Origin of the sequence: Pseudonocardia yunnanensis (assembly GCF_039534065.1) — a bacterium.
Classification (GTDB): domain Bacteria; phylum Actinomycetota; class Actinomycetes; order Mycobacteriales; family Pseudonocardiaceae; genus Pseudonocardia; species Pseudonocardia yunnanensis.
Map to the genome: position 1 here is coordinate 136827 of NZ_BAAAUS010000043.1, position 17346 is coordinate 154172.

Genomic DNA, 17346 nt, shown 5'->3' on the forward strand with positions numbered 1-17346 from the left:
CGGTTCGACCTCGCGGGGTTATGTAGCGGGCATGGCGCTGCGGGACAGGCAGAGCGGGATCATGCGGACCAAGTCCGTAGAACAGTCCATTGCCGACACCGACGAGCCCGGCAGTCGGCTCCGGAGAGACCTCGGCACCTGGGACCTGATCGTCTTCGGCGTGGCCGTGGTGGTCGGGGCGGGCATCTTCACCCTCTCCGCCAGCACCGCGGGGGACGTCGCGGGGCCCTCGGTGTCGCTGGCGTTCGTGCTCGCCGCGATCGCCTGCGGCCTCGCCGCCCTGTGCTACGCCGAGTTCGCCTCCACCGTGCCGGTGGCGGGCAGCGCCTACACCTTCTCGTACGCCACCTTCGGTGAGTTCATCGCCTGGATCATCGGCTGGGACCTCGTGCTGGAGTTCGCAGTCGGCTCCGCGGTGGTGTCCAAGGGCTGGTCGGAGTACCTGGAGAACGTGCTGGGGCTCCTCGGGGCCGACATCAGCACCGAGATACACCTCGGCCCGGTCACGCTGGACTGGGGCGCGCTGCTCCTCATCGGCGTGCTCACGGTGCTCCTCGCGCTCGGCACCAAGCTCTCGAGCCGGGTCAGCCTCGTCTTCACCACGATCAAGGTGGCGATCGTGCTGCTGGTGATCGTCGTCGGCATCTTCTACATCAACGCCGCCAACTACAGCCCGTTCATCCCGCCGGCTGCCGAGGGGGCGGCCGGGGACAGCGGGCTGCAGCAGTCGTTGTTGTCGATCTTCGGTGGCAGTGCCTCCAGCACCTACGGGATCTACGGCCTGCTCGCCGCCGCCTCTCTGGTGTTCTTCGCCTTCATCGGCTTCGACGTCGTCGCCACGACGGCGGAGGAGACGCGCGACCCGCAGCGGTCGCTGCCGCGGGGCATCTTCGGGTCGCTCGCGATCGTCACCGTGCTGTACGTGGGCGTCGCGCTGGTGCTCACCGGCATGGTCAGCTACACGGAGCTGCGCACCCAGCCCGACGGCACCCGCGCCACCCTGGCCACGGCGTTCGAGTCGCTCGGCGTGAACTGGGCGGCCACCATCATCGCGTTCGGCGCGCTGGCCGGGCTCACCACCGTGGTCATGGTGCTGATGCTCGGTCAGATCAGGGTGCTTTTCGCGATGTCGCGCGACGGTCTGCTGCCCCGCGGCCTCGCCCGTACGAGCCGACAACGGGGCACCCCCGCCCGCGCCACGATCCTCGTCGGGGTCGTGGTGGCGGCCGGAGCCACGTTCTTCCCGATCGGGGCGCTCGAGGAAATGGTCAACATCGGCACGCTGTTCGCCTTCGTGCTGGTGTCGGTGGGTGTCGTGATGCTGCGGCGGATGAGGCCGGACCTGCCCCGTGGCTTCCGGACCCCGCTCGTGCCGCTGGTGCCCGTGCTGTCGGTGCTCGCGTGCGTCTGGCTGATGATCAATCTGTCTGTCGAGACGTGGCTGCGGTTCGTGATCTGGATGCTGATCGGCCTCGTCGTGTACGCCTTCTACGGGCGTACGCACTCCCGGCTCGGGCTGCGCGGGGGAGCCGACGCCGAGGGTGTGAGCGTTCGGAAAGGAGTCGGCAACACGCCCTAACACCGGCGTGTTCCGGGGGAAACGCCCCGGTGATCAACGGTCGCTGTAATCGTCTACGTGATCGAGACGACGCGCAGCGTCCTCGGCGGGGACCATCGCCCCGTCGTCGTGGTGGGCGGTGGCCAGGCCGGCCTCGCGATGAGCTGGTGGCTCACCCAGCGCTCGATCGGCCATGTCGTGCTGGAGCGAGGCCGCGTGGCCGGCGAGTGGCGGGACCGCCGCTGGGACACCTTCTGCCTGGTCACCCCCAACTGGCAGTGCGACCTTCCGGGCCACCCGTATGCGGGCCGCGACGCCCACGGCTTCATGGTCCGCGACGACATCGTCGCCTACCTGGAGGCGTACGCCGCGTCGTTCGACGCGCCGGTCGTCGAGGGCACCGCGGCCACCCGCCTACGCGGCCGTCGGACGGGCGGCTTCGAGATCCGCACCACGGCAGGCACGCTCACCGCCGACCAGGTGGTCGTCGCTGCCGGTCCCTACCAGGTGCCGATGCGGCCGCGGATGGCCGAGCGGCTGCCCGCCGGCGTCCATCAGATCCACTCCTCGCAGTACCGCAACGCCGAGCAGCTCCCGCCGGGTGACGTGCTGGTGGTCGGCACCGGCCAGTCCGGCTGCCAGATCGCCGAGGACCTGCACCTCGCGGGCCGGCGGGTACACCTCGCCACCGGCAGCGCCCCGCGCGTCGCGCGGTTCTACCGCGGCCGTGACGTCGTGGCGTGGCTCTCCGACATGGGCTACTACCGCAAGGCCGTCACCGAGTTCGACGACGCCGACGCCGTGCGGTTCCGGGTGAACCACTACGTCACCGGCCGCGACGGTGGCCGCGACATCGACCTGCGCGCCTTCGCGCGCGACGGTATGCGCCTCTACGGACGGCTCTCGGGCATCGATGGCGGGCACGTGCGGTTCGCGCCGGATCTGCGCAAGCACCTCGACGACGCCGACGCCGTCTCGGAGGGCATCAAGGACTCGATCGACACCTTCATCGCCGCGCACGGCATCGACGCCCCGACCGAGCCCCGCTACGTCCCCGTCTGGGAGCCGGCCGACGAACCGGCCGAGCTCGACCTGGACGCGGCCGGCGTCACCAGCGTGGTGTGGAGCACCGGCTTCGGCCGTGACAACCGGTGGATCGAACTGCCGATCTTCGACGGCCGCGGCTACCCGACCCATCATCGCGGCGTCACGAGCTGTCCGGGCTTGTACTTCCTCGGGCTGCCGTGGATGCACACCTGGGGATCGGGCCGGTTCGCCGGGGTCGGTGCCGACGCCGAGCACCTGGCCCGCGAGATCGTGGCCCACCAGCACCGCACCGTCCACACCGGTCTGCACTGGCTGGCCGGCACCCCGTACCAGACCTCGCCGGTCGACGACGAGGACTGGTTCGCCCCGCGCACCGTCGCCTAGTCCGTCCGTGTCGCAAGCCCGTCGCACCACCCCACCAGAAGGAGAACCATGGCCGATCTGACCGATCTCGAGAAGCAGAGCCTCGAGGAGATCCAGCACCCGGCGCTGCCGGAGGGCTCGACGATCTACGGGGGCACGAAGGTGTTCCCCGACTACCAGGCCGAGAACGGCGAGACCTACTTCACGCTCGTGCACGGCATCGCACACGAGTCGTCGGTGAGCTTCGTCGCGATCCTGCAGGCCACCCGGGCGCTGCGGAAGGGCTTCGAGTCGGCGATCTACTTCTACGGCCCTGGATCGCTGAACTGCCTGGCCACGCGCGGCTTCCCGACCACGGGCAACTCGGCGTTCCCGGGCGAGCACAACATCAACAACTCCCTGGGGACGTTCATCCAGGAGGGCGGCAAGGTCTACTGCTGCCGCTTCGGGCTCTCGCTGCACGGAGCTCGCGAGGAGGACCTGATCGAGGGAGTCATCCCGACGCACCCGCTCGACGTCCAGGACGCGTTGATCCACTACGCCCGCAAGGGAGCGATCATCAACTCCACCTACATGTTCTGAACGGTCGGTTTCGCGCTCGACGGGCAGAAGGGGCGGGGGTCGTCAGAGGGAAGCGACTCCCGCCCCTTCGTCGCTGTGCCGACGCCCGCTGTGCCACCACCACTGCGACCACCGACCACCACAGGACGGAGCACGAGAAATGGCGACGCTGCGCATGGCGGCTGTCGCGGCCCCCTTCGGCCGCGATCTGGAGGATGACTTCGCGCGGATCTCCGCGCTGGTGTCCGGCGCGCGCGCATCGGGCGTGCGGCTGCTGGCTTTGCCCGAGGCCTGCCTCGGCGGCTACCTGACGAGCCTCGACAGTCCGGAGGATCTCCCACCTGCCCTCCGCTGCGACGGTCCCGAGATCCGCAGGCTGGCCGCGCTCGCCCGCGAGATGGTGGTGGTGGCGGGCTACTGCGAGCTGGACGGTTCGGGCGTCCGTTACAACAGCGCGGTCTGCGTCACGGGCGACGGGGTGCTCGCGAACTACCGCAAGGTGCACCAGCCGCTGCGCGAGGACGCGAGCTACCGCGCGGGAGACGGGTTCGCCGCGTTCGACTCGCCGGTCGGCCGGCTGGGCCTGCAGATCTGCTACGACAAGGCGTTCCCCGAGGCGGCGCGCGCTCTCGCGCTCGACGGGGCCGAGATCGTCGTCTCGGTCTCGGCGTGGCCGCTGAGCGCCACCGACCGGCATCCCGATCCGGCCCAGGACCGGTGGACCCGCCGCTTCGACCTCTTCGACCGGGCCCGCGCTCTGGAGAACCAGATCGTCTGGCTCGCTGCCAACCAGTCCGGCACGTTCGGCTCGCTGCGGTTCGCGGCGGGCGCCAAGATCGTCGATCCCGGGGGCGAGGTGCTCGCGACCACCGGCGTCACGGCCGGCACCGCGGTAGCCGAGCTCGACGTCGCGGCGGTGGTGGAGTCGGCCCGGCGTGCCATGGGATACCTGCGGGACCTGCGACCCGAGGCGTACGGCGCGGCGGCGACCCCGAGCCCCGCGGCTGCCTGAACAATCTTTCGAATGGGTCCCATCCGCATCGGAGCCGTGGCGGCATCCTTCGGCAGGGACGTGGCATTCGATCTCGCGCGCGTCGCAACGTTGGTGGAGCACGCCCGCCGCGACGGCGTGCGGCTGCTGGTGCTGCCCGACGCCGCGCTCGGCGGCTACCTCGACGACATCACCGATCCCGACCCGAGCTCCGTGCCACCAGCACTCGACCCGGACGGGTCCGAGGTGAAGGCGGTCGCGGAGCTGGCCAGGGACATGGTGATCTGCGTCGGGTTCTGCGAGGCCGACGGCGACCTGCGCTACAACACCGCAGTGTGCGTCACCGGTGACGGGGTGCTGGGTCTGCACCGGAAGGTGCACCAGCCGCCTGGGGAGTCACGGGTCTATGCGGCGGGGTCGGAATTCCGCGCGGTCGACACACCCGTCGGGCGGATCGGGATGCTCGTCGACTACGACAAGACGTTCCCGGAGTCGGCCCGCAGCCTCGCGCTCGACGGGGCGCAGGTGCTGGCCTGCCTCTCGGCCTGGCCGACGAGCATCACGAACCGGGCGCCACGGATGGTCGATGACCGGCAGGCCAAGCTCTTCGACCTCTACGACCGGTCGCGGGCGGCGGAGAACCAGGTGGTGCTCGTGTCGTCGAACCTGACCGGGGTGGCCGGCCGGATGCGCTTTCTCGGCCAGGCCAAGGTCGTCGGCCCGGACGGGGAGATCCTGGCGCGCACGTGGTCCAAGGCGGGTATCGCGGTGGCTGAGGTGGACATCGAGGGATCGGTGGCGGCGGCCCGCAGGGTTCTCGCCCACCTGCGGGAGCGGCGCCCCGATACCTACCTCTGATTATGCCCTTGCAGTTATATAGCCGAATCGGTATGTTATCGGCGTGACGTTCGAGGTGCTCGCCGAGCCGACGCGAAGGCGCATCCTCGACCTGCTCCGGGATCGACCCCGGCTGGTCGGGGAACTGTCCGCCGAACTCGGCCTGAGCCAACCCGGCACGTCGAAGCATCTGCGGGTGCTGCGCGACGCCGGCCTGGTGAAGGTGCGGGCCGAGGCGCAGCGGCGCTGGTACGAGCTCGATCCTGCTCCGCTCGCGGAGGTTGACGAGTGGCTGGCGCCGTACCGATGGATGTGGGCGGACCGGCTCGACGCCCTCGAACGTCACCTCGACGCCGACAGCCCGGAGGAATGATGACCGAGAACCTGAACACCGCCGACGGCCATTCCGTGCTCACCATGGAGCGCCGGCTGAAGCACCCACCGGAGAAGGTCTGGCGGGCGATCACCGAACCCGAGCGGCTGGCCGACTGGTTCCCGTCCACGATGACGCCCGAGCTGCGCCGCGGTGGGAAGATCGAGTTCGGGTTCGGCGGCACAGGCACGGTCACCGACCTCGACGCACCGCGGCTGTTCGCCTACACCTGGCACGACCACCACCTACGCTGGGAGCTCCACCCGGACGGCCCTGGCACCCGTCTCGTCCTCGTGGCCACGTTCGACGACCATGCCGGCGCCGCCAGCTTCGCCTCCGGCTGGCACATCTGCATCGCCACTATGGACCTCGCCCTCGACGGGCGCCCGGGCGTCGACCCCGGCTACGACCACGTGGCGCTGCACGAGCAGTTCATCGTCCAGTTCGGGCTCGACGCAGGAACGGCCGAGACCACAGCTGACGGCTGGCGGGTCCGTTACGAACGCCAGCTCACTCGTCCCGCCGACGACGCATGGGCGGTCCTGTCGGCCCAGGCCCCGCCCGACGCCGTCCGCAACGGTCAGGTGCTGGAGCACGACACGGAACCGAGCGGCCGCCTCCGTTGGGAGCTGGTCGAGGGCACGGGCCACGGCGCGCGCGTGGTGCTCACTCACACCGGCTCCGAGGGCGGCCCGGACGCGGCGCTGTCGGCCGTCAATGCGCGCATGCAGCAGCTCGTCGACGACCTGAGCGAAGCACGGCAACCCGCCACCCGCTGAGTCCGAAGCCGCCATGTGATCGGCAGCCTGGGCCTGCGAACCGCGCCAGATGCGGGTACACGGCCCGGATCGGTGATGAGCGGGGCTCGGTGTCTGGCGTTGATCATCAGTTGGGTCCCGAGAACCGCGCGGCACGCGGCTGTGCGTCCCCAACTGGCGATCATCGTCCGGCACCGCGCGTTGCCGCGTCCGGTGTCAGGGGAGCAGGACCACTTCTGTCTCCACGTCGTGCGGTGCGGTGGGGGCGCCGTCGACGCGGAGGTCGGCGCGGCTGCTGGTCGCCTCCGCTGCGAAGTGCGCCTCCTCCTGCCGGGCCCAGCGCTCCCAGTGCGGGCGGTAGCTCTCTCCGTCGCGCTCGATGCCGCGGCGGAACCGCTCGTCCTGGGGCGCTTCCACCCAGATCAGCAGCGTCGTGTGGCAAGCGACGGCCCTCGCCCCCGACGCCACGCCCTCCACCAGCACCAGCGGAGGCACCCCGAGGTCGTGCTCCTCAGCGTAGGCGCCGGCGACCCAGTCGTAGCGGCGGTACCGCGCGGGCATGCCGGCCGCGAGCGGGGTGACGATCCGGTCGCGCAGCAGCGGAACGGCGTCGTCGAGGCCGTCCCATCCCGGGTAGAGGTCGTCCATCTGCACGAGCGGCGGGTTGCCGAGCGGGCCGGCGAGCCGCCGCGCGAGCGAGCTCTTGCCCGACCCCGACGGTCCGTCGATGCAGACCAGGCGCGTCGCCCCGCACGTCGGCGGTGTGGCGAGCACCCGGCCGGCGACATCGGCGATCGGGAGTATCCGAGCGGTCAGGGGTTCTGCACCTGGTATCCGCCGAACTTCTCCCGGAGCGTCTTCTTGGAGAACTTGCCGACGCTCGTCTTGGGCACCTCGTCGATGAACTCGACGGCGTCGGGCAGCCACCATTTCGCCACGCGGGGCTCGAGGTGGGCGATGACCTCCTCCGCCGTGAGCGTCTCACCGGCCTTCACGACGACACACGCCATCGGCCGCTCCACCCACTTCGGGTGCGGGATCGCGATCACGGCGGCCTCGGCGACCTTCGGGTGAGCCATGATCTCGTTCTCCAGCTCGACGGAGCCGATCCACTCGCCGCCGGACTTGATCAGGTCCTTCGTGCGGTCGACGAGCCGGACGGAGCCGTAGCGGTCGACCGTGGCGACGTCGCCCGTGCGCAGCCACCCGTCCTCGGTGAACTGCGCTCCCTCACCCTCACCGCGGAAGTACTCCGCCGCGATCCACGGTCCGGCCGCCTGGATCTCTCCGGACGCGACGTCGTCCCACGGCTGGATCTCGCCGGTGGAGGGATCCACGAGCCGCAGGTCGACCAGGGGCGTGGCGTACCCCTGCCGGGAGCGGGCGTCGGCCAGGTCCGCCTCCGAGGCGCCGGCGTGGTGGCTGCGCAGACCGGAGATCGTGGCGATCGGGCTGGTCTCCGTCATGCCCCAGGCGTGCAGCATCGGCACGCCGATCGCCTTGCGGTAGTCCTCCGACAACGCCTTCGGCACCGCCGAGCCGCCGCAGAGGATCAACCTCAGCGCCGACAGATCGAGGTCGGGCAGGAGGGGAAGCATCCCCATCCAGATGGTCGGGACGCCACCGGTGACGGTGACCCGGTGCTTCTCCAGCAACGCCGCGATTGCCTGGGGCGTCATGTTCGGGCCGGGGAACACCATGTCGGAACCGGCGAGCAGACAGCCGTAGGGAAGGCCCCACGCGTTGGCGTGGAACATCGGGACCACGGGCAGCACGACGTCACGCTCGGACAGCGCGATCCCGTCGGCGACCAGGGAGATCAGCGAATGCAGGACCGCTGACCGGTGGCTGTAGACCACGCCCTTGGGATTGCCGGTGGTGCCGGACGTGTAGCACATCGCGGCGGCGGTGTTCTCGTCCTCGATCGTGAACGTGCCGGTGAACGGCGTGGCCGCAGCGAGCAGCTCCTCGTAGTCGTGCACGCGGGGGTCGTCCGGCACCTCCGCGTCGGCGCCGTCGTCGATCACCACGAAGTGGCGCACCGTTTCGAGCTTGTCGACGAGCGGCCAGAGCACCGGCAGGAGCGACCGGTCGACGAACACGACCTCGTCCGCCGCATGGTTGACGATGTAGGTGAGCTGCTCGGGGAAGAGCCGGATGTTGAGCGTGTGCAGCACACGGCCGGTGCACGGAGCCGCCATGTAGAGCTCGAGGTGCCGAGCCGTGTTCCAGCAGAAGGTGCCGACGCGGCCGTCGGCGCTCACATCGAGGGTGTCGAGCACGGAGGCGAGCCGCCGGACCCGCTGCGCCCAGTCGGCGATGCTCATGGTGCTCTCGCCGGCAGCCTCGGCCGTGACGAGCGTCTTGTGTCCGAAATACTGCTCGGCGCGATGGAAGACGTGCGGTAGGGCGAGGGGACGCTGCTGCATCAGTGCGAGCATGGGGGCTCCTGTGCCTGTTAACTCCGTGATCTCGGAAAGCTACCGCCGGGCGACGTCGTTGACCATCGCGCCAACTCACGCCATCCGGACGCAGTGGCGTTAGGCTCACTCGCCGTGACACCCGTCGACGAAGGCCCTTCGGTCTGCCTCGATGTGGGTTCCACCTGGACGAAGGCCGCACTTGTACGTCCCGATGGGGCGCTCGCGGGATTCGCCGAGCACCCCACCACGGCAGGCGACGTGCTCGCGGGCATGGATGCGGCGGTTCGGGCGGTGTCGGCGGCGGGCCCGTCCGGCACCGGTGTCGAGCCCGAGCTGCTCGCCTGCTCATCGGCAGGCGGTGGACTGCGGCTCGCAGTCATCGGTTCGGACCGGCTGACCACCACGGAGGCGGGCCATCGTGTGGCCTGCTCGGCCGGAGCCCACGTCGTGCACGTTCACGCGGGTCCGCTCGAACCCGCTGACGTCCGGATGCTGCGCAGCACGCGGCCGGGAGTGGTGCTGCTGCTCGGCGGTGCGGACGGCGACGATCCGGCCGGCCTGCTGCACAACGCGGGACGGCTGGCGCGCGCCCGTATCCGCACACCGATCGTGCTCGCCGGGAACGCCGCAGCCCAGGACGACGCGCTGGCCCTGCTGCGGGCCACCGGACGCACCGTCGTGCCCTGCGACAACGTGCTTCCGCGCCGGGGTGAGCTCGCCCCGGAGCCGGCGCGGGCGGCGCTGGCCGTGCTGTATCAGCGGCACGCGCTCGGTGGGCGGGGCCCGGCCGTCGCGCCCCGGTTCCGCAGGCTCGTACGTGTGGCCACGCCGGACGCGGTCGGTCATGCGGCTTCCGCGCTCGCTCGGATCTGCGACGCCCGGGTGCTCCTCGTCGACGTCGGCTGCGCGACCACGGACGTGCACTCTGCGAGCGGGGCCGACGTCCGTCGCACGGTCGAGGGCGATCTCGGTGTGCGGGCGGCCGCGGGCGGGGTGCTCGTCGAGGGTCAGGCCGAGGGCGTGGTCGACCCGGTGGAAGCCGACCTGCTCGGCCCGACGGTCTCCCGCATGGCGAGCGAGGTCGGACTCGTCCCGCGTGATCCGGGCAGTGCCGCCGAGGACCGCAGGATCGCTGCGCTTGCCTCGGTGATCGCGGTGCGCCGGCACCTGCGGGTGCATCGCGATGCCGGACGGGATGTGGAGCTGGTGGTGCTGTCCGGAGGTGTCTTCCGGCAGCGGGACCGGTCGGGCGGCCTCGGTGCAGTGGTGGCGACCCTGCGCACCGACCCCGTCCTCGCACCCGCCTTGCGTGACGCGCCGGTGGTGGTGGACGCCGACTTCGCCGTCGTCCCTGCCGGGCTGCTCGCCGCCCGGGGCCGCACGACGGCGGCCGAGTCGCTGCTGCGCGACCACCTGCTCGGCTGAGTCCGCCCGCCCGATACCGGGCGACTCACGCGCGGGGAGTGGGCGACTCGCGGGGGTTCCGCGAGTCGCCCCGTTTCTTCCGGCGAGTTGTGTGCCTTCAGCGGTAGAGGGGTTCGCCGCTCTCCAGCAGGGTCTTGAGGTCACTGAGGATCACGCTCCAGCCGCCACCCGCGTCCGAGGGCGGTGCGCTGACCGATGCCCCGGTGATCGGTGCGTTCGTGACGTCGTGCGTGACCGTCAGCATCGTGACCCCGCCCGTCTCCGGCTCGATCTCGTAGGTGAGCCGGGTGAAGCCCTCCGCCACGAGTTCGGGGGTGAAGAGCATGCGCCAGGTCTGCACCAGCCGACGCGGGGGGTCGACCTCGAGGACCTCGCCGTCGATGACCGCGGAGTCAGCAGGCATCCCGTGCGCCACCATCTCCTCGCTCGGCAGGCCCCGGTACGCCCCTCCCGGGCGTAGGTCGAACTCGGCGGTGCTGTGGTAGCCGTACCGCTTGGTCCACTCGGGGCTGGTGATGGCCTCCCAGATCGCCTCGGGCGTGGCCCGGATGTGCACGCGGTGCACCTGCACGGTGGTGGTGGGGGCGGTAGTGCTGCTCATCGCTGGTTCTCCTCGAGCTCGGCCTTGAGGTCCACGAGCGCCGCGACCCGGTGCTCGGTGTACTTGTCGATCCACCGGTCGTGGATCAGCCGGATCGGCACGGGATTGAGGAAATGGAGCTTCTCCCGGCCCGATCGGCGTGTGACGACGAGGTCGGCCGCCTCGAGCACGCCCAGGTGCTTGCTGACCGCCTGCCGCGACATCTCGAGGCCTGCAGTCAGCTCCCGCAGCGTCTGGCCGTCGCGGGCATACAACCGGTCGAGCAGTTCACGCCTGCTCGCGTCGGCGAGGGCGTGGAAGACGGCGTCGTCGTCCTGCACGTGGACCAGAATAGGCAACCTTTTAGTTGCCTGTCAACGGAGGATCAGCGAGACGGGGGCGGTGGGAGCTCCCTGGCCGGTGGTTCCGGGGTACTCGTCGCAGTGACAGGTACCCGTCGTGATCGGCCGGTGGGGCCGCTCGTGCTGGGCTCGGCTGACGGCGCGGGCTCGACGGTCCGGCCCCGCGCGCCCGGCAGGGGCGGTGCGCCGGGCACCGGGGGCGCCGTGAGCGTCGGCGCCGGGAGTGGCGACCCGGTGGGCGGCGTCTGGACCGGGGTCACGGTGGGCGGTTCGGTCATCGGGTGCATCGGGACCGGCGCAGGCACGGCAGGAGGTTGCTGCGCCGGCGTCACCACTGGTCGGTGTGCGGTCGCCACTGCCGCCCCGCCGACGACAAGGACGGCCGCCAGGGCCGCCATGGCCGTCTTCGCGTGCTGGCGGCGCCGGTGCAGCCGCTGCTGCCGCGCTTGCACTCCCGCGAGCAGCGCAGTGGCCGAGATGCCCTCGTCCAGAGCCGGGTCGCGAAGACCGGCCCGCAGTGTCTCCTCCGCGTCGGTCATCGCCGGATCCCTTCCCTCGTGCGTGCGGCGGGGGAGCTGCGTAGAGCCGTCAGGGCCCGCCGGGCGTGCGAACGCACGGTGCCCTCCCGGCAGCCCAGCAACGCGGCGATCTGCGCGTCGGGCTGGTCGTGGTAGTAGCGCAACACCAAGACGGCCCGCTGCACGGGCGAGAGCTGAGCGAGCACCGCCTGCAGCTCGTCACGGCGCACGACGAGCTCCTCCACTCCCGGCTCCGTGGCCGACCGGTCGGCAGCGAGATCGGCCGTCGGGCGCTCGAAGGAGGACAGCCTGCGCCGCCACGACAAGAAGTCGTTGAGAACTGCCTTGAACACGTACGCCCGCAGGTCGTCGACGCGGGACACCCGTGACCAGGACAGCCCGATGCGGGCCAGCACGTCCTGGACGATGTCCTCGGCCCGGTGGTGGTCCAGGGTCAGCCGGCGTGCGAACGCCACCAGCTCCGGGCCGTGCGTGAGCACGAAGGCTTCGAACGACGGCGCGTCCGCCTCGGCGGAGCTCACCCGATCTGCCCGGCGGATACCGCGGAAGCGTAGACGACGATGTTGTCCTCATAGCTGCGGGCGGCCTTGTCGAACCGGCCGCCGCAGGTGATCAGCCGCAGGCCCGCATGGTCGATGTCGCCGTACACCGCTGCCGTGGGGAACACGTTCTTCGGGTACGTCGCCACCTCGTCGACGCGGAAGGCGACCGTGGTTCCGTCGGCCCGGCCCACCGTGATCCCGTCGCCGGGCAGCATCGTGCGCAGGTCGTAGAAGACCCCGGGTCCGGTGCGCGCGGAGTCGACGTGACCGAGGATCACCGCGGGCCCCTGCTCGCCCGGTGTGGGGGAGTTCGCGTACCAGCCGGCTTGCGGGGAGTCCAGCGGTGGCACCTCGACGGTGCCGTCGGGGTTCAGGCCCAGATGCAGCAGCGACGAGTGCACCCCGATCGCCGGGACGTCGAGGGACACCGGGGCCGATGGGCCGAGCGCGGTGTCCGGCACCGCGCCGCCTGCCGGTACGGCGGGCGGAGCGATGACGGTGACGGCCCGGTGTGGTGTGCGCGGGCCGTCACCGAGGGCGAGCGCGAGCGAACCCGCCGCGGCGAACGCCAGCACCACGGCCAGTGCCAGCAGCAGTCTCCCGGTCCGGGAGCGGTGACCGGGACGAGCAGCGGGTTCGTCGCGCACGTTCAGTCCTGCGTGACGGCCCGGCGGCGCCGGGTCATCAGCGCACCTGCCGCCCCGGCCGCCGCGAGCGCTCCGAGCGCGAGCAACGCCCCGTCCGGAACGCCGGCGTTGTCCGCGGTGCTGCCCCCACCCGTGTCGGGCGCCCCCGCAGGCACCTGCCTGACCTGGGGCTGACGGCTCTCTGTCGCCGGAACGGGCCGCGCCATGGGCGGTTCAGCGGGACGCGGCGCCGACTCGGCCGGGGCAGTCGTCACCGGGGCGGTCGGCGGGGCGGGCGCGGGCGTCGGCGGAGCTGCGAGTGCCTGGCCCGGAAGGGCACCGAGGAGCGCGGTGGCCACCACCAGCCCGCCCGCGAGACGACCTGCCCGTGCGCGAAAGTCCATGTCTGTTCCTGTCGTCGAGCCGATGTCGCCCCTGTGACGCAGCGGCACATGCCCTGCGTTGCGGGCGAGCAGCGGTGTGACGAGTGGCACACAGTGGAGCCCGTGGCCGGGTCGGGTTGACAGGCCGGAGTCCCGCTCGGGATCCTGGTAGAGCAATCGTGTGTCGGGGTCGAGAGGCGCTGCGACGGACCGGACGGTCCGCCACGCTCGACCGCCAGGCCATTGCAGAAAGGGCGCCTTCCACACCTCGTGTGAGGAGGCAGCCGTGTCGCCACCATCCACCTCTCCCGCCCGAGCGGGTGTCCACCCAGAGGTGTTGTCCGCCGCCGATCGGGCGGCTCCGACATCGAACCCGGCCGGACCCGCACGTCCCACCGGGAGCTCGGTCGACGTCGAGCCCGACAGCGGCGAAGCGGCCCGAACCCGCACCACGAATCGCGTTCCGTCCAGGCCCGCACCTGCGGCGGATCATTCAGCGGTCACGCCCTCCCCCGGAGACGGCGTGACCGGCCGGAAAGGCCCTATGAGGAGGCATCACCACCCTATGACCGCCAGTGCCGACATCACGACCGACCCGAGCCGCCTGCTGCAGACTCGCAACGGCCTCGACTTCGCCGTCGCCGACCTGTCGGAGGCCGAGTTCGGTCGCAAGGAGATCCGGCTGGCCGAGCACGAGATGCCCGGCCTGATGGAGCTGCGGCGCGAGTACGCGGAGGCCCGTCCGCTGCACGGCGCCCGCATCGCCGGCTCGCTGCACATGACCGTGCAGACCGCCGTGCTGATCGAGACGCTGGTCAGCCTGGGCGCTGACGTGCGCTGGGTCAGCTGCAACATCTTCTCCACCCAGGACCACGCGGCGGCCGCCACCGTCGTCGGGCCTGCCGGCACCCCCGAGGAGCCCAAGGGCGTGCCGGTGTTCGCCTGGAAGGGCGAGACGCTCGAGGAGTACTGGTGGTGCACCGAGCAGCTGTTCAAGTTCACCGACGAGCAGGGCAACATCGTCGGCCCGAACATGATCCTCGACGACGGCGGTGACGCCACGCTGCTCGTGCACAAGGGCGTCGAGTTCGAGAAGACCGGGGTGGTGCCCACGGTCGACGACGAGGACCTGACCGTCTCCGACGAGTACCGGATCATCCTCGACACGCTGCGCCGTTCGCTGGCCGAGGACCCGAAGCACTGGACCACGGTGGCGTCCGACATCCGCGGCGTCACCGAGGAGACCACCACCGGCGTGCACCGGCTCTACCAGCTCGCTGAGCAGGGCCTGCTGCTGTTCCCGGCGATCAACGTCAACGACTCGGTCACGAAGAGCAAGTTCGACAACAAGTACGGCATCCGCCACTCGTTGATCGACGGCCTCAACCGCGCCACGGACGTGCTGATCGGCGGCAAGGTCGCGGTGGTCTGTGGCTACGGCGACACGGGCAAGGGCTCGGTGCAGGCGCTGGCAGGGCAGGGCGCCCGCGTGATCGTCACCGAGGCGGACCCGATCTGCGCGCTGCAGGCGTTGCTCGAGGGCTTCCAGGTGGCGCGCCTCGAGGACGTGATCGACAAGGCCGACATCATCGTCACCGCCACGGGCAACAAGGACCTCGTGAGCGCCGAGCTCATGTCCCGCACGAAGCACCAGGCGATCGTCGCCAACGTCGGCCACTTCGACAACGAGATCGACATGGCGGGCCTCGGGCGCTACCCCGGGATCCGGCGGATCAACATCAAGCCGCAGGTCGACGAGTGGATCTTCCCGGACGGCCACTCGATCATCGTGCTGTCCGAGGGCCGCCTGATGAACCTGGGCAACGCCACGGGGCACCCGTCGTTCGTGATGTCCAACAGCTTCTCGAACCAGGTGATCGCTCAGGTCGAGCTGTTCACCAAGTACGAGGAGTACAACAAGGACGTCTACCGGCTGCCGAAGGTGCTGGACGAGAAGGTCGCCCGCATCCACGTGCAGGCGCTCGGTGGGGAGCTGACCAAGCTCACCAAGGAGCAGGCCGAGTACATCGGCGTCGACGTCGAGGGCCCGTTCAAGCCGGAGCACTACCGCTACTGATCGGCGGCTCCGCCCCCGGTCCGGAGAACCACCTTCCTGTTCCACGGTTCAGGAAGGTGGTTTCCAACCCCTTTGCCGGGCCCTTCCGGCGCCTACTCTGGAGAAGTGGTGCTCCCCCGCGGCAATGGCGACGGTTGGGTCCGCTGTGCACTCGGTCATCGGCATTGGGGCCTGTTCGGTGCGGCGGGGTTGCTGCTGCGTCATGAGGGCGAGATCCTCCTGCAGCACCGTGCGCTCTGGAGCCACCACGGCGGCACGTGGGGCCTGCTCGGCGGCGCCCGCAACCGCGGGGAGACGGCCGAGCAGGCCGCCCAGCGCGAGGCGGCCGAGGAGGCCGGTCTCGCCTCCGACGCCTACACCGTCACCGGCTGTTACGTGGACGACCATGGCGGCTGGTCGTACACCACCGTGGTCGCCCGCGCCCACGAGGCCGTGGATCTCACCGCTCAGACCGGCGAGACGATCGAGATGCGCTGGGTGCCCGCCGACCGGCTCCGGGAGCTCCCGCTGCACCCCGGCTTCGACGCCACATGGGACACGGTGCGGGCCATCGCCTGAGGCGTTCCCCACCCGACGGTCTCCCGCGGCGGGAGCCCGTTAGGGTCCCCGCCCGTGGGCCGCATGGTGGCGATCGAAGGAGTGGACGGCGCAGGCAAGCGCACGCTGACCGACGCGCTCTGCCGTGCGCTCGTCGGCAGGGGCGCCAGTGTCGGCGGGTTCGCCTTCCCGCGCTACGACACCGACGTCCACGCCGAACTCGTACGCGACGCGCTCTACGGCCGCCTCGGCGACCTGATCGACTCGGTACACGGCATGGCGCTGATGTACGCGCTCGACCGCAGGGACGCGGCCGCCGAGCTGCGCGCGGCGCTGCGGTCCAACGACATCGTGCTCGTCGACCGCTACGTCGCCTCGAACGCCGCGTACGGGGCGGCGCGGCTGCGCGAGGAGGCCGGCGGGGAGTTCGTCGCCTGGATCCGGGCTCTGGAGATCGAGCGGTTCCGGATCCCCGCGCCCGATCATCATCTGCTCCTCAACGTGCCCGACGCCGTGGCCGACGAGCGGGTGGCGCACCGCGAGCGCACCGAGACCGGCCGGGAGCGTGACGCCTTCGAAGCCGACGCCGGGCTGCAAACCCGCACGTCGGAGGTGTACGTGCAGCTCGCTCGAGCGTCCTGGCTGTCTCCGTGGACAGTGGTCGACGGCACCGCCCCGGTCGGTTCCGACGAGCTGGCAGCGCGGCTCCTCGGGTAGCCCGAAGACGCGGTCCGCAGCGCGGGGACCGCATCCGGCACCCCGGTAAGAACGGGTCCAAGGCGGCACCCTGCCCATGTGGTGGGATGCTGCGCACATGAAGTCGCGCGTTCTGGTGGTCGACGACGACCCGGCGTTGGCCGAGATGCTGACGATCGTGCTGCGGGGCGAGGGTTTCGACACCGCCGTCGTCGGTGATGGCACCCGCGCGTTGCCGGCCGTCCGGGAGCTACGACCTGACGTCGTACTGCTGGACCTGATGCTCCCCGGCATGAACGGCATCGACGTCTGTCGTGCCATCCGATCCGAGTCGGGCGTGCCGATCGTCATGCTCACGGCCAAGAGCGACACGGTCGACATCGTGCTCGGGCTGGAGTCCGGCGCCGACGACTACGTGGTCAAGCCGTTCAAGCCCAAGGAGCTCGTGGCCCGCATCCGCGCGAGGGTGCGGCGCACGGAGGCCGAGCCTGCCGAGCAGCTCTCGATCGGCGACGTCACGATCGACGTGCCGGCCCACCAGGTCGAGCGGGGTGGCGAGCAGATCGCGCTCACCCCGCTGGAGTTCGACCTGCTCGTCGCGCTGGCCCGCAAGCCGCGCCAGGTGTTCACGCGCGAGGTCCTGCTCGAACAGGTGTGGGGTTACCGGC

20 protein-coding genes are annotated in these 17346 nt (G+C 70.8%); 12 read left to right on the plus strand and 8 right to left on the minus strand.

Annotated elements, in window-relative coordinates; genetic code table 11:
- The first annotated feature begins 31 nt into the window (after nt 1-31).
- The 7 genes from ABD743_RS34115 to ABD743_RS34145 all read left to right on the plus strand — a co-directional run bounded on the left by ABD743_RS34115 (nt 32) and on the right by ABD743_RS34145 (nt 6509).
- Nucleotides 32-1579 carry an amino acid permease gene (locus tag ABD743_RS34115; protein WP_344727168.1) on the plus strand — a complete coding sequence of 516 codons (1548 nt, stop codon included), beginning with the start codon at nt 32-34 and terminating at the stop codon, nt 1577-1579.
- 57 nt (nt 1580-1636) lie between these two features.
- The gene (locus tag ABD743_RS34120; RefSeq protein ID WP_344727170.1) at nt 1637-2989 is read left to right on the plus strand and encodes an MSMEG_0569 family flavin-dependent oxidoreductase; all 1353 of its coding nucleotides are present in this window, start codon (nt 1637-1639) and stop codon (nt 2987-2989) included.
- Nucleotides 2990-3037: 48 nt separating this feature from the next.
- A complete protein-coding gene (locus ABD743_RS34125) occupies nt 3038-3550 on the plus strand; it encodes an MSMEG_0572/Sll0783 family nitrogen starvation response protein (RefSeq protein ID WP_169399708.1) in 513 nt (170 codons plus the stop codon).
- 139 nt (nt 3551-3689) lie between these two features.
- Nucleotides 3690-4541, plus strand: coding sequence for a carbon-nitrogen hydrolase family protein (locus tag ABD743_RS34130; RefSeq protein ID WP_344727172.1), 852 nt, complete (start codon nt 3690-3692; stop codon nt 4539-4541).
- Between the two features lie 12 nt (nt 4542-4553).
- Nucleotides 4554-5378: a carbon-nitrogen hydrolase family protein gene (locus ABD743_RS34135; protein WP_344727174.1), complete on the plus strand. Its 825-nt coding sequence runs from the start codon at nt 4554-4556 to the stop codon at nt 5376-5378.
- A gap of 37 nt (nt 5379-5415) precedes the next feature.
- The gene (locus ABD743_RS34140) at nt 5416-5730 is read left to right on the plus strand and encodes an ArsR/SmtB family transcription factor (protein WP_344727696.1); all 315 of its coding nucleotides are present in this window, start codon (nt 5416-5418) and stop codon (nt 5728-5730) included.
- Entirely contained in the window at nt 5730-6509 is a 780-nt protein-coding gene (locus tag ABD743_RS34145) for an SRPBCC family protein (RefSeq protein ID WP_344727176.1), read from the plus strand. Before ABD743_RS34140 ends, ABD743_RS34145 begins: the two co-directional genes overlap by 1 nt.
- Nucleotides 6510-6704: 195 nt before the next feature.
- On the opposite strand, the gene ABD743_RS34150 is transcribed toward ABD743_RS34145, so the two are convergent.
- Nucleotides 6705-7262 (minus strand): nucleoside/nucleotide kinase family protein, encoded by a 558-nt coding sequence (locus tag ABD743_RS34150; RefSeq protein ID WP_344727178.1) that lies wholly within the window; start codon nt 7260-7262, stop codon nt 6705-6707.
- Between the two features lie 38 nt (nt 7263-7300).
- Complete coding sequence (locus ABD743_RS34155) at nt 7301-8929, minus strand: long-chain fatty acid--CoA ligase (RefSeq protein ID WP_344727180.1); 1629 nt, start codon at nt 8927-8929, stop codon at nt 7301-7303.
- A 114-nt stretch (nt 8930-9043) separates the two neighbouring features.
- On the opposite strand from ABD743_RS34155, the gene ABD743_RS34160 reads away from it, so the two are divergent.
- The gene (locus tag ABD743_RS34160) at nt 9044-10336 is read left to right on the plus strand and encodes a glutamate mutase L (protein WP_344727182.1); all 1293 of its coding nucleotides are present in this window, start codon (nt 9044-9046) and stop codon (nt 10334-10336) included.
- A gap of 97 nt (nt 10337-10433) precedes the next feature.
- Here ABD743_RS34160 and ABD743_RS34165 read toward each other — a convergent pair whose 3' ends face one another.
- From ABD743_RS34165 to ABD743_RS34190, 6 genes are read right to left on the minus strand one after another with little or no spacing between them, the layout of a single operon-like run.
- On the minus strand, nt 10434-10937 hold the full coding sequence (locus ABD743_RS34165; RefSeq protein WP_344727184.1) for an SRPBCC domain-containing protein: 504 nt from the start codon (nt 10935-10937) through the stop codon (nt 10434-10436).
- Nucleotides 10934-11257 carry an ArsR/SmtB family transcription factor gene (locus ABD743_RS34170; RefSeq protein ID WP_344727186.1) on the minus strand — a complete coding sequence of 108 codons (324 nt, stop codon included), beginning with the start codon at nt 11255-11257 and terminating at the stop codon, nt 10934-10936. The genes ABD743_RS34165 and ABD743_RS34170 overlap by 4 nt, the downstream gene beginning before the upstream one ends.
- 44 nt (nt 11258-11301) lie before the next feature.
- Nucleotides 11302-11817, minus strand: coding sequence for a hypothetical protein (locus ABD743_RS34175; RefSeq protein ID WP_344727188.1), 516 nt, complete (start codon nt 11815-11817; stop codon nt 11302-11304).
- Nucleotides 11814-12338, minus strand: a complete 525-nt coding sequence (locus ABD743_RS34180; protein WP_344727190.1) for an RNA polymerase sigma factor — start codon at nt 12336-12338, stop codon at nt 11814-11816. The genes ABD743_RS34175 and ABD743_RS34180 overlap by 4 nt, the downstream gene beginning before the upstream one ends.
- Nucleotides 12335-13006 (minus strand): class F sortase, encoded by a 672-nt coding sequence (locus ABD743_RS34185; protein ID WP_344727192.1) that lies wholly within the window; start codon nt 13004-13006, stop codon nt 12335-12337. Before ABD743_RS34185 ends, ABD743_RS34180 begins: the two co-directional genes overlap by 4 nt.
- A 2-nt stretch (nt 13007-13008) precedes the next feature.
- On the minus strand, nt 13009-13389 hold the full coding sequence (locus ABD743_RS34190) for a hypothetical protein (RefSeq protein WP_344727194.1): 381 nt from the start codon (nt 13387-13389) through the stop codon (nt 13009-13011).
- A gap of 544 nt (nt 13390-13933) precedes the next feature.
- Between ABD743_RS34190 and ahcY the strand changes: the two genes are divergently transcribed.
- The 4 genes from ahcY to mtrA all read left to right on the plus strand — a co-directional run.
- Nucleotides 13934-15445 carry an adenosylhomocysteinase gene (gene ahcY / locus ABD743_RS34195; RefSeq protein WP_344727196.1) on the plus strand — a complete coding sequence of 504 codons (1512 nt, stop codon included), beginning with the start codon at nt 13934-13936 and terminating at the stop codon, nt 15443-15445.
- Between the two features lie 105 nt (nt 15446-15550).
- Entirely contained in the window at nt 15551-16003 is a 453-nt protein-coding gene (locus tag ABD743_RS34200; protein WP_344727198.1) for an NUDIX domain-containing protein, read from the plus strand.
- Nucleotides 16004-16057: 54 nt separating this feature from the next.
- On the plus strand, nt 16058-16699 hold the full coding sequence (locus ABD743_RS34205; protein ID WP_344727200.1) for a dTMP kinase: 642 nt from the start codon (nt 16058-16060) through the stop codon (nt 16697-16699).
- Nucleotides 16700-16796: 97 nt separating this feature from the next.
- A partial coding sequence (mtrA, locus tag ABD743_RS34210; protein WP_425567028.1) for an MtrAB system response regulator MtrA occupies nt 16797-17346 on the plus strand: 550 nt, incomplete at its 3' end.

Excerpts from the sequence above, each read along its gene's own strand:
- ABD743_RS34115 (WP_344727168.1), top strand. The coding sequence starts at position 32 with ATGGCGCTGCGGGACAGGCAGAGCGGGATCATGCGGACCAAGTCCGTA.
- ABD743_RS34125 (WP_169399708.1), top strand. The coding sequence starts at position 3,038 with ATGGCCGATCTGACCGATCTCGAGAAGCAGAGCCTCGAGGAGATCCAG.
- ABD743_RS34130 (WP_344727172.1), top strand. The coding sequence starts at position 3,690 with ATGGCGACGCTGCGCATGGCGGCTGTCGCGGCCCCCTTCGGCCGCGAT.
- ABD743_RS34135 (WP_344727174.1), top strand. The coding sequence starts at position 4,554 with ATGGGTCCCATCCGCATCGGAGCCGTGGCGGCATCCTTCGGCAGGGAC.
- ABD743_RS34145 (WP_344727176.1), top strand. The coding sequence starts at position 5,730 with ATGACCGAGAACCTGAACACCGCCGACGGCCATTCCGTGCTCACCATG.
- ABD743_RS34155 (WP_344727180.1), bottom strand. The coding sequence starts at position 8,929 with ATGCTCGCACTGATGCAGCAGCGTCCCCTCGCCCTACCGCACGTCTTC.
- ABD743_RS34165 (WP_344727184.1), bottom strand. The coding sequence starts at position 10,937 with ATGAGCAGCACTACCGCCCCCACCACCACCGTGCAGGTGCACCGCGTG.
- ABD743_RS34175 (WP_344727188.1), bottom strand. The coding sequence starts at position 11,817 with ATGACCGACGCGGAGGAGACACTGCGGGCCGGTCTTCGCGACCCGGCT.
- ABD743_RS34190 (WP_344727194.1), bottom strand. The coding sequence starts at position 13,389 with ATGGACTTTCGCGCACGGGCAGGTCGTCTCGCGGGCGGGCTGGTGGTG.
- ahcY (WP_344727196.1), top strand. The coding sequence starts at position 13,934 with ATGACCGCCAGTGCCGACATCACGACCGACCCGAGCCGCCTGCTGCAG.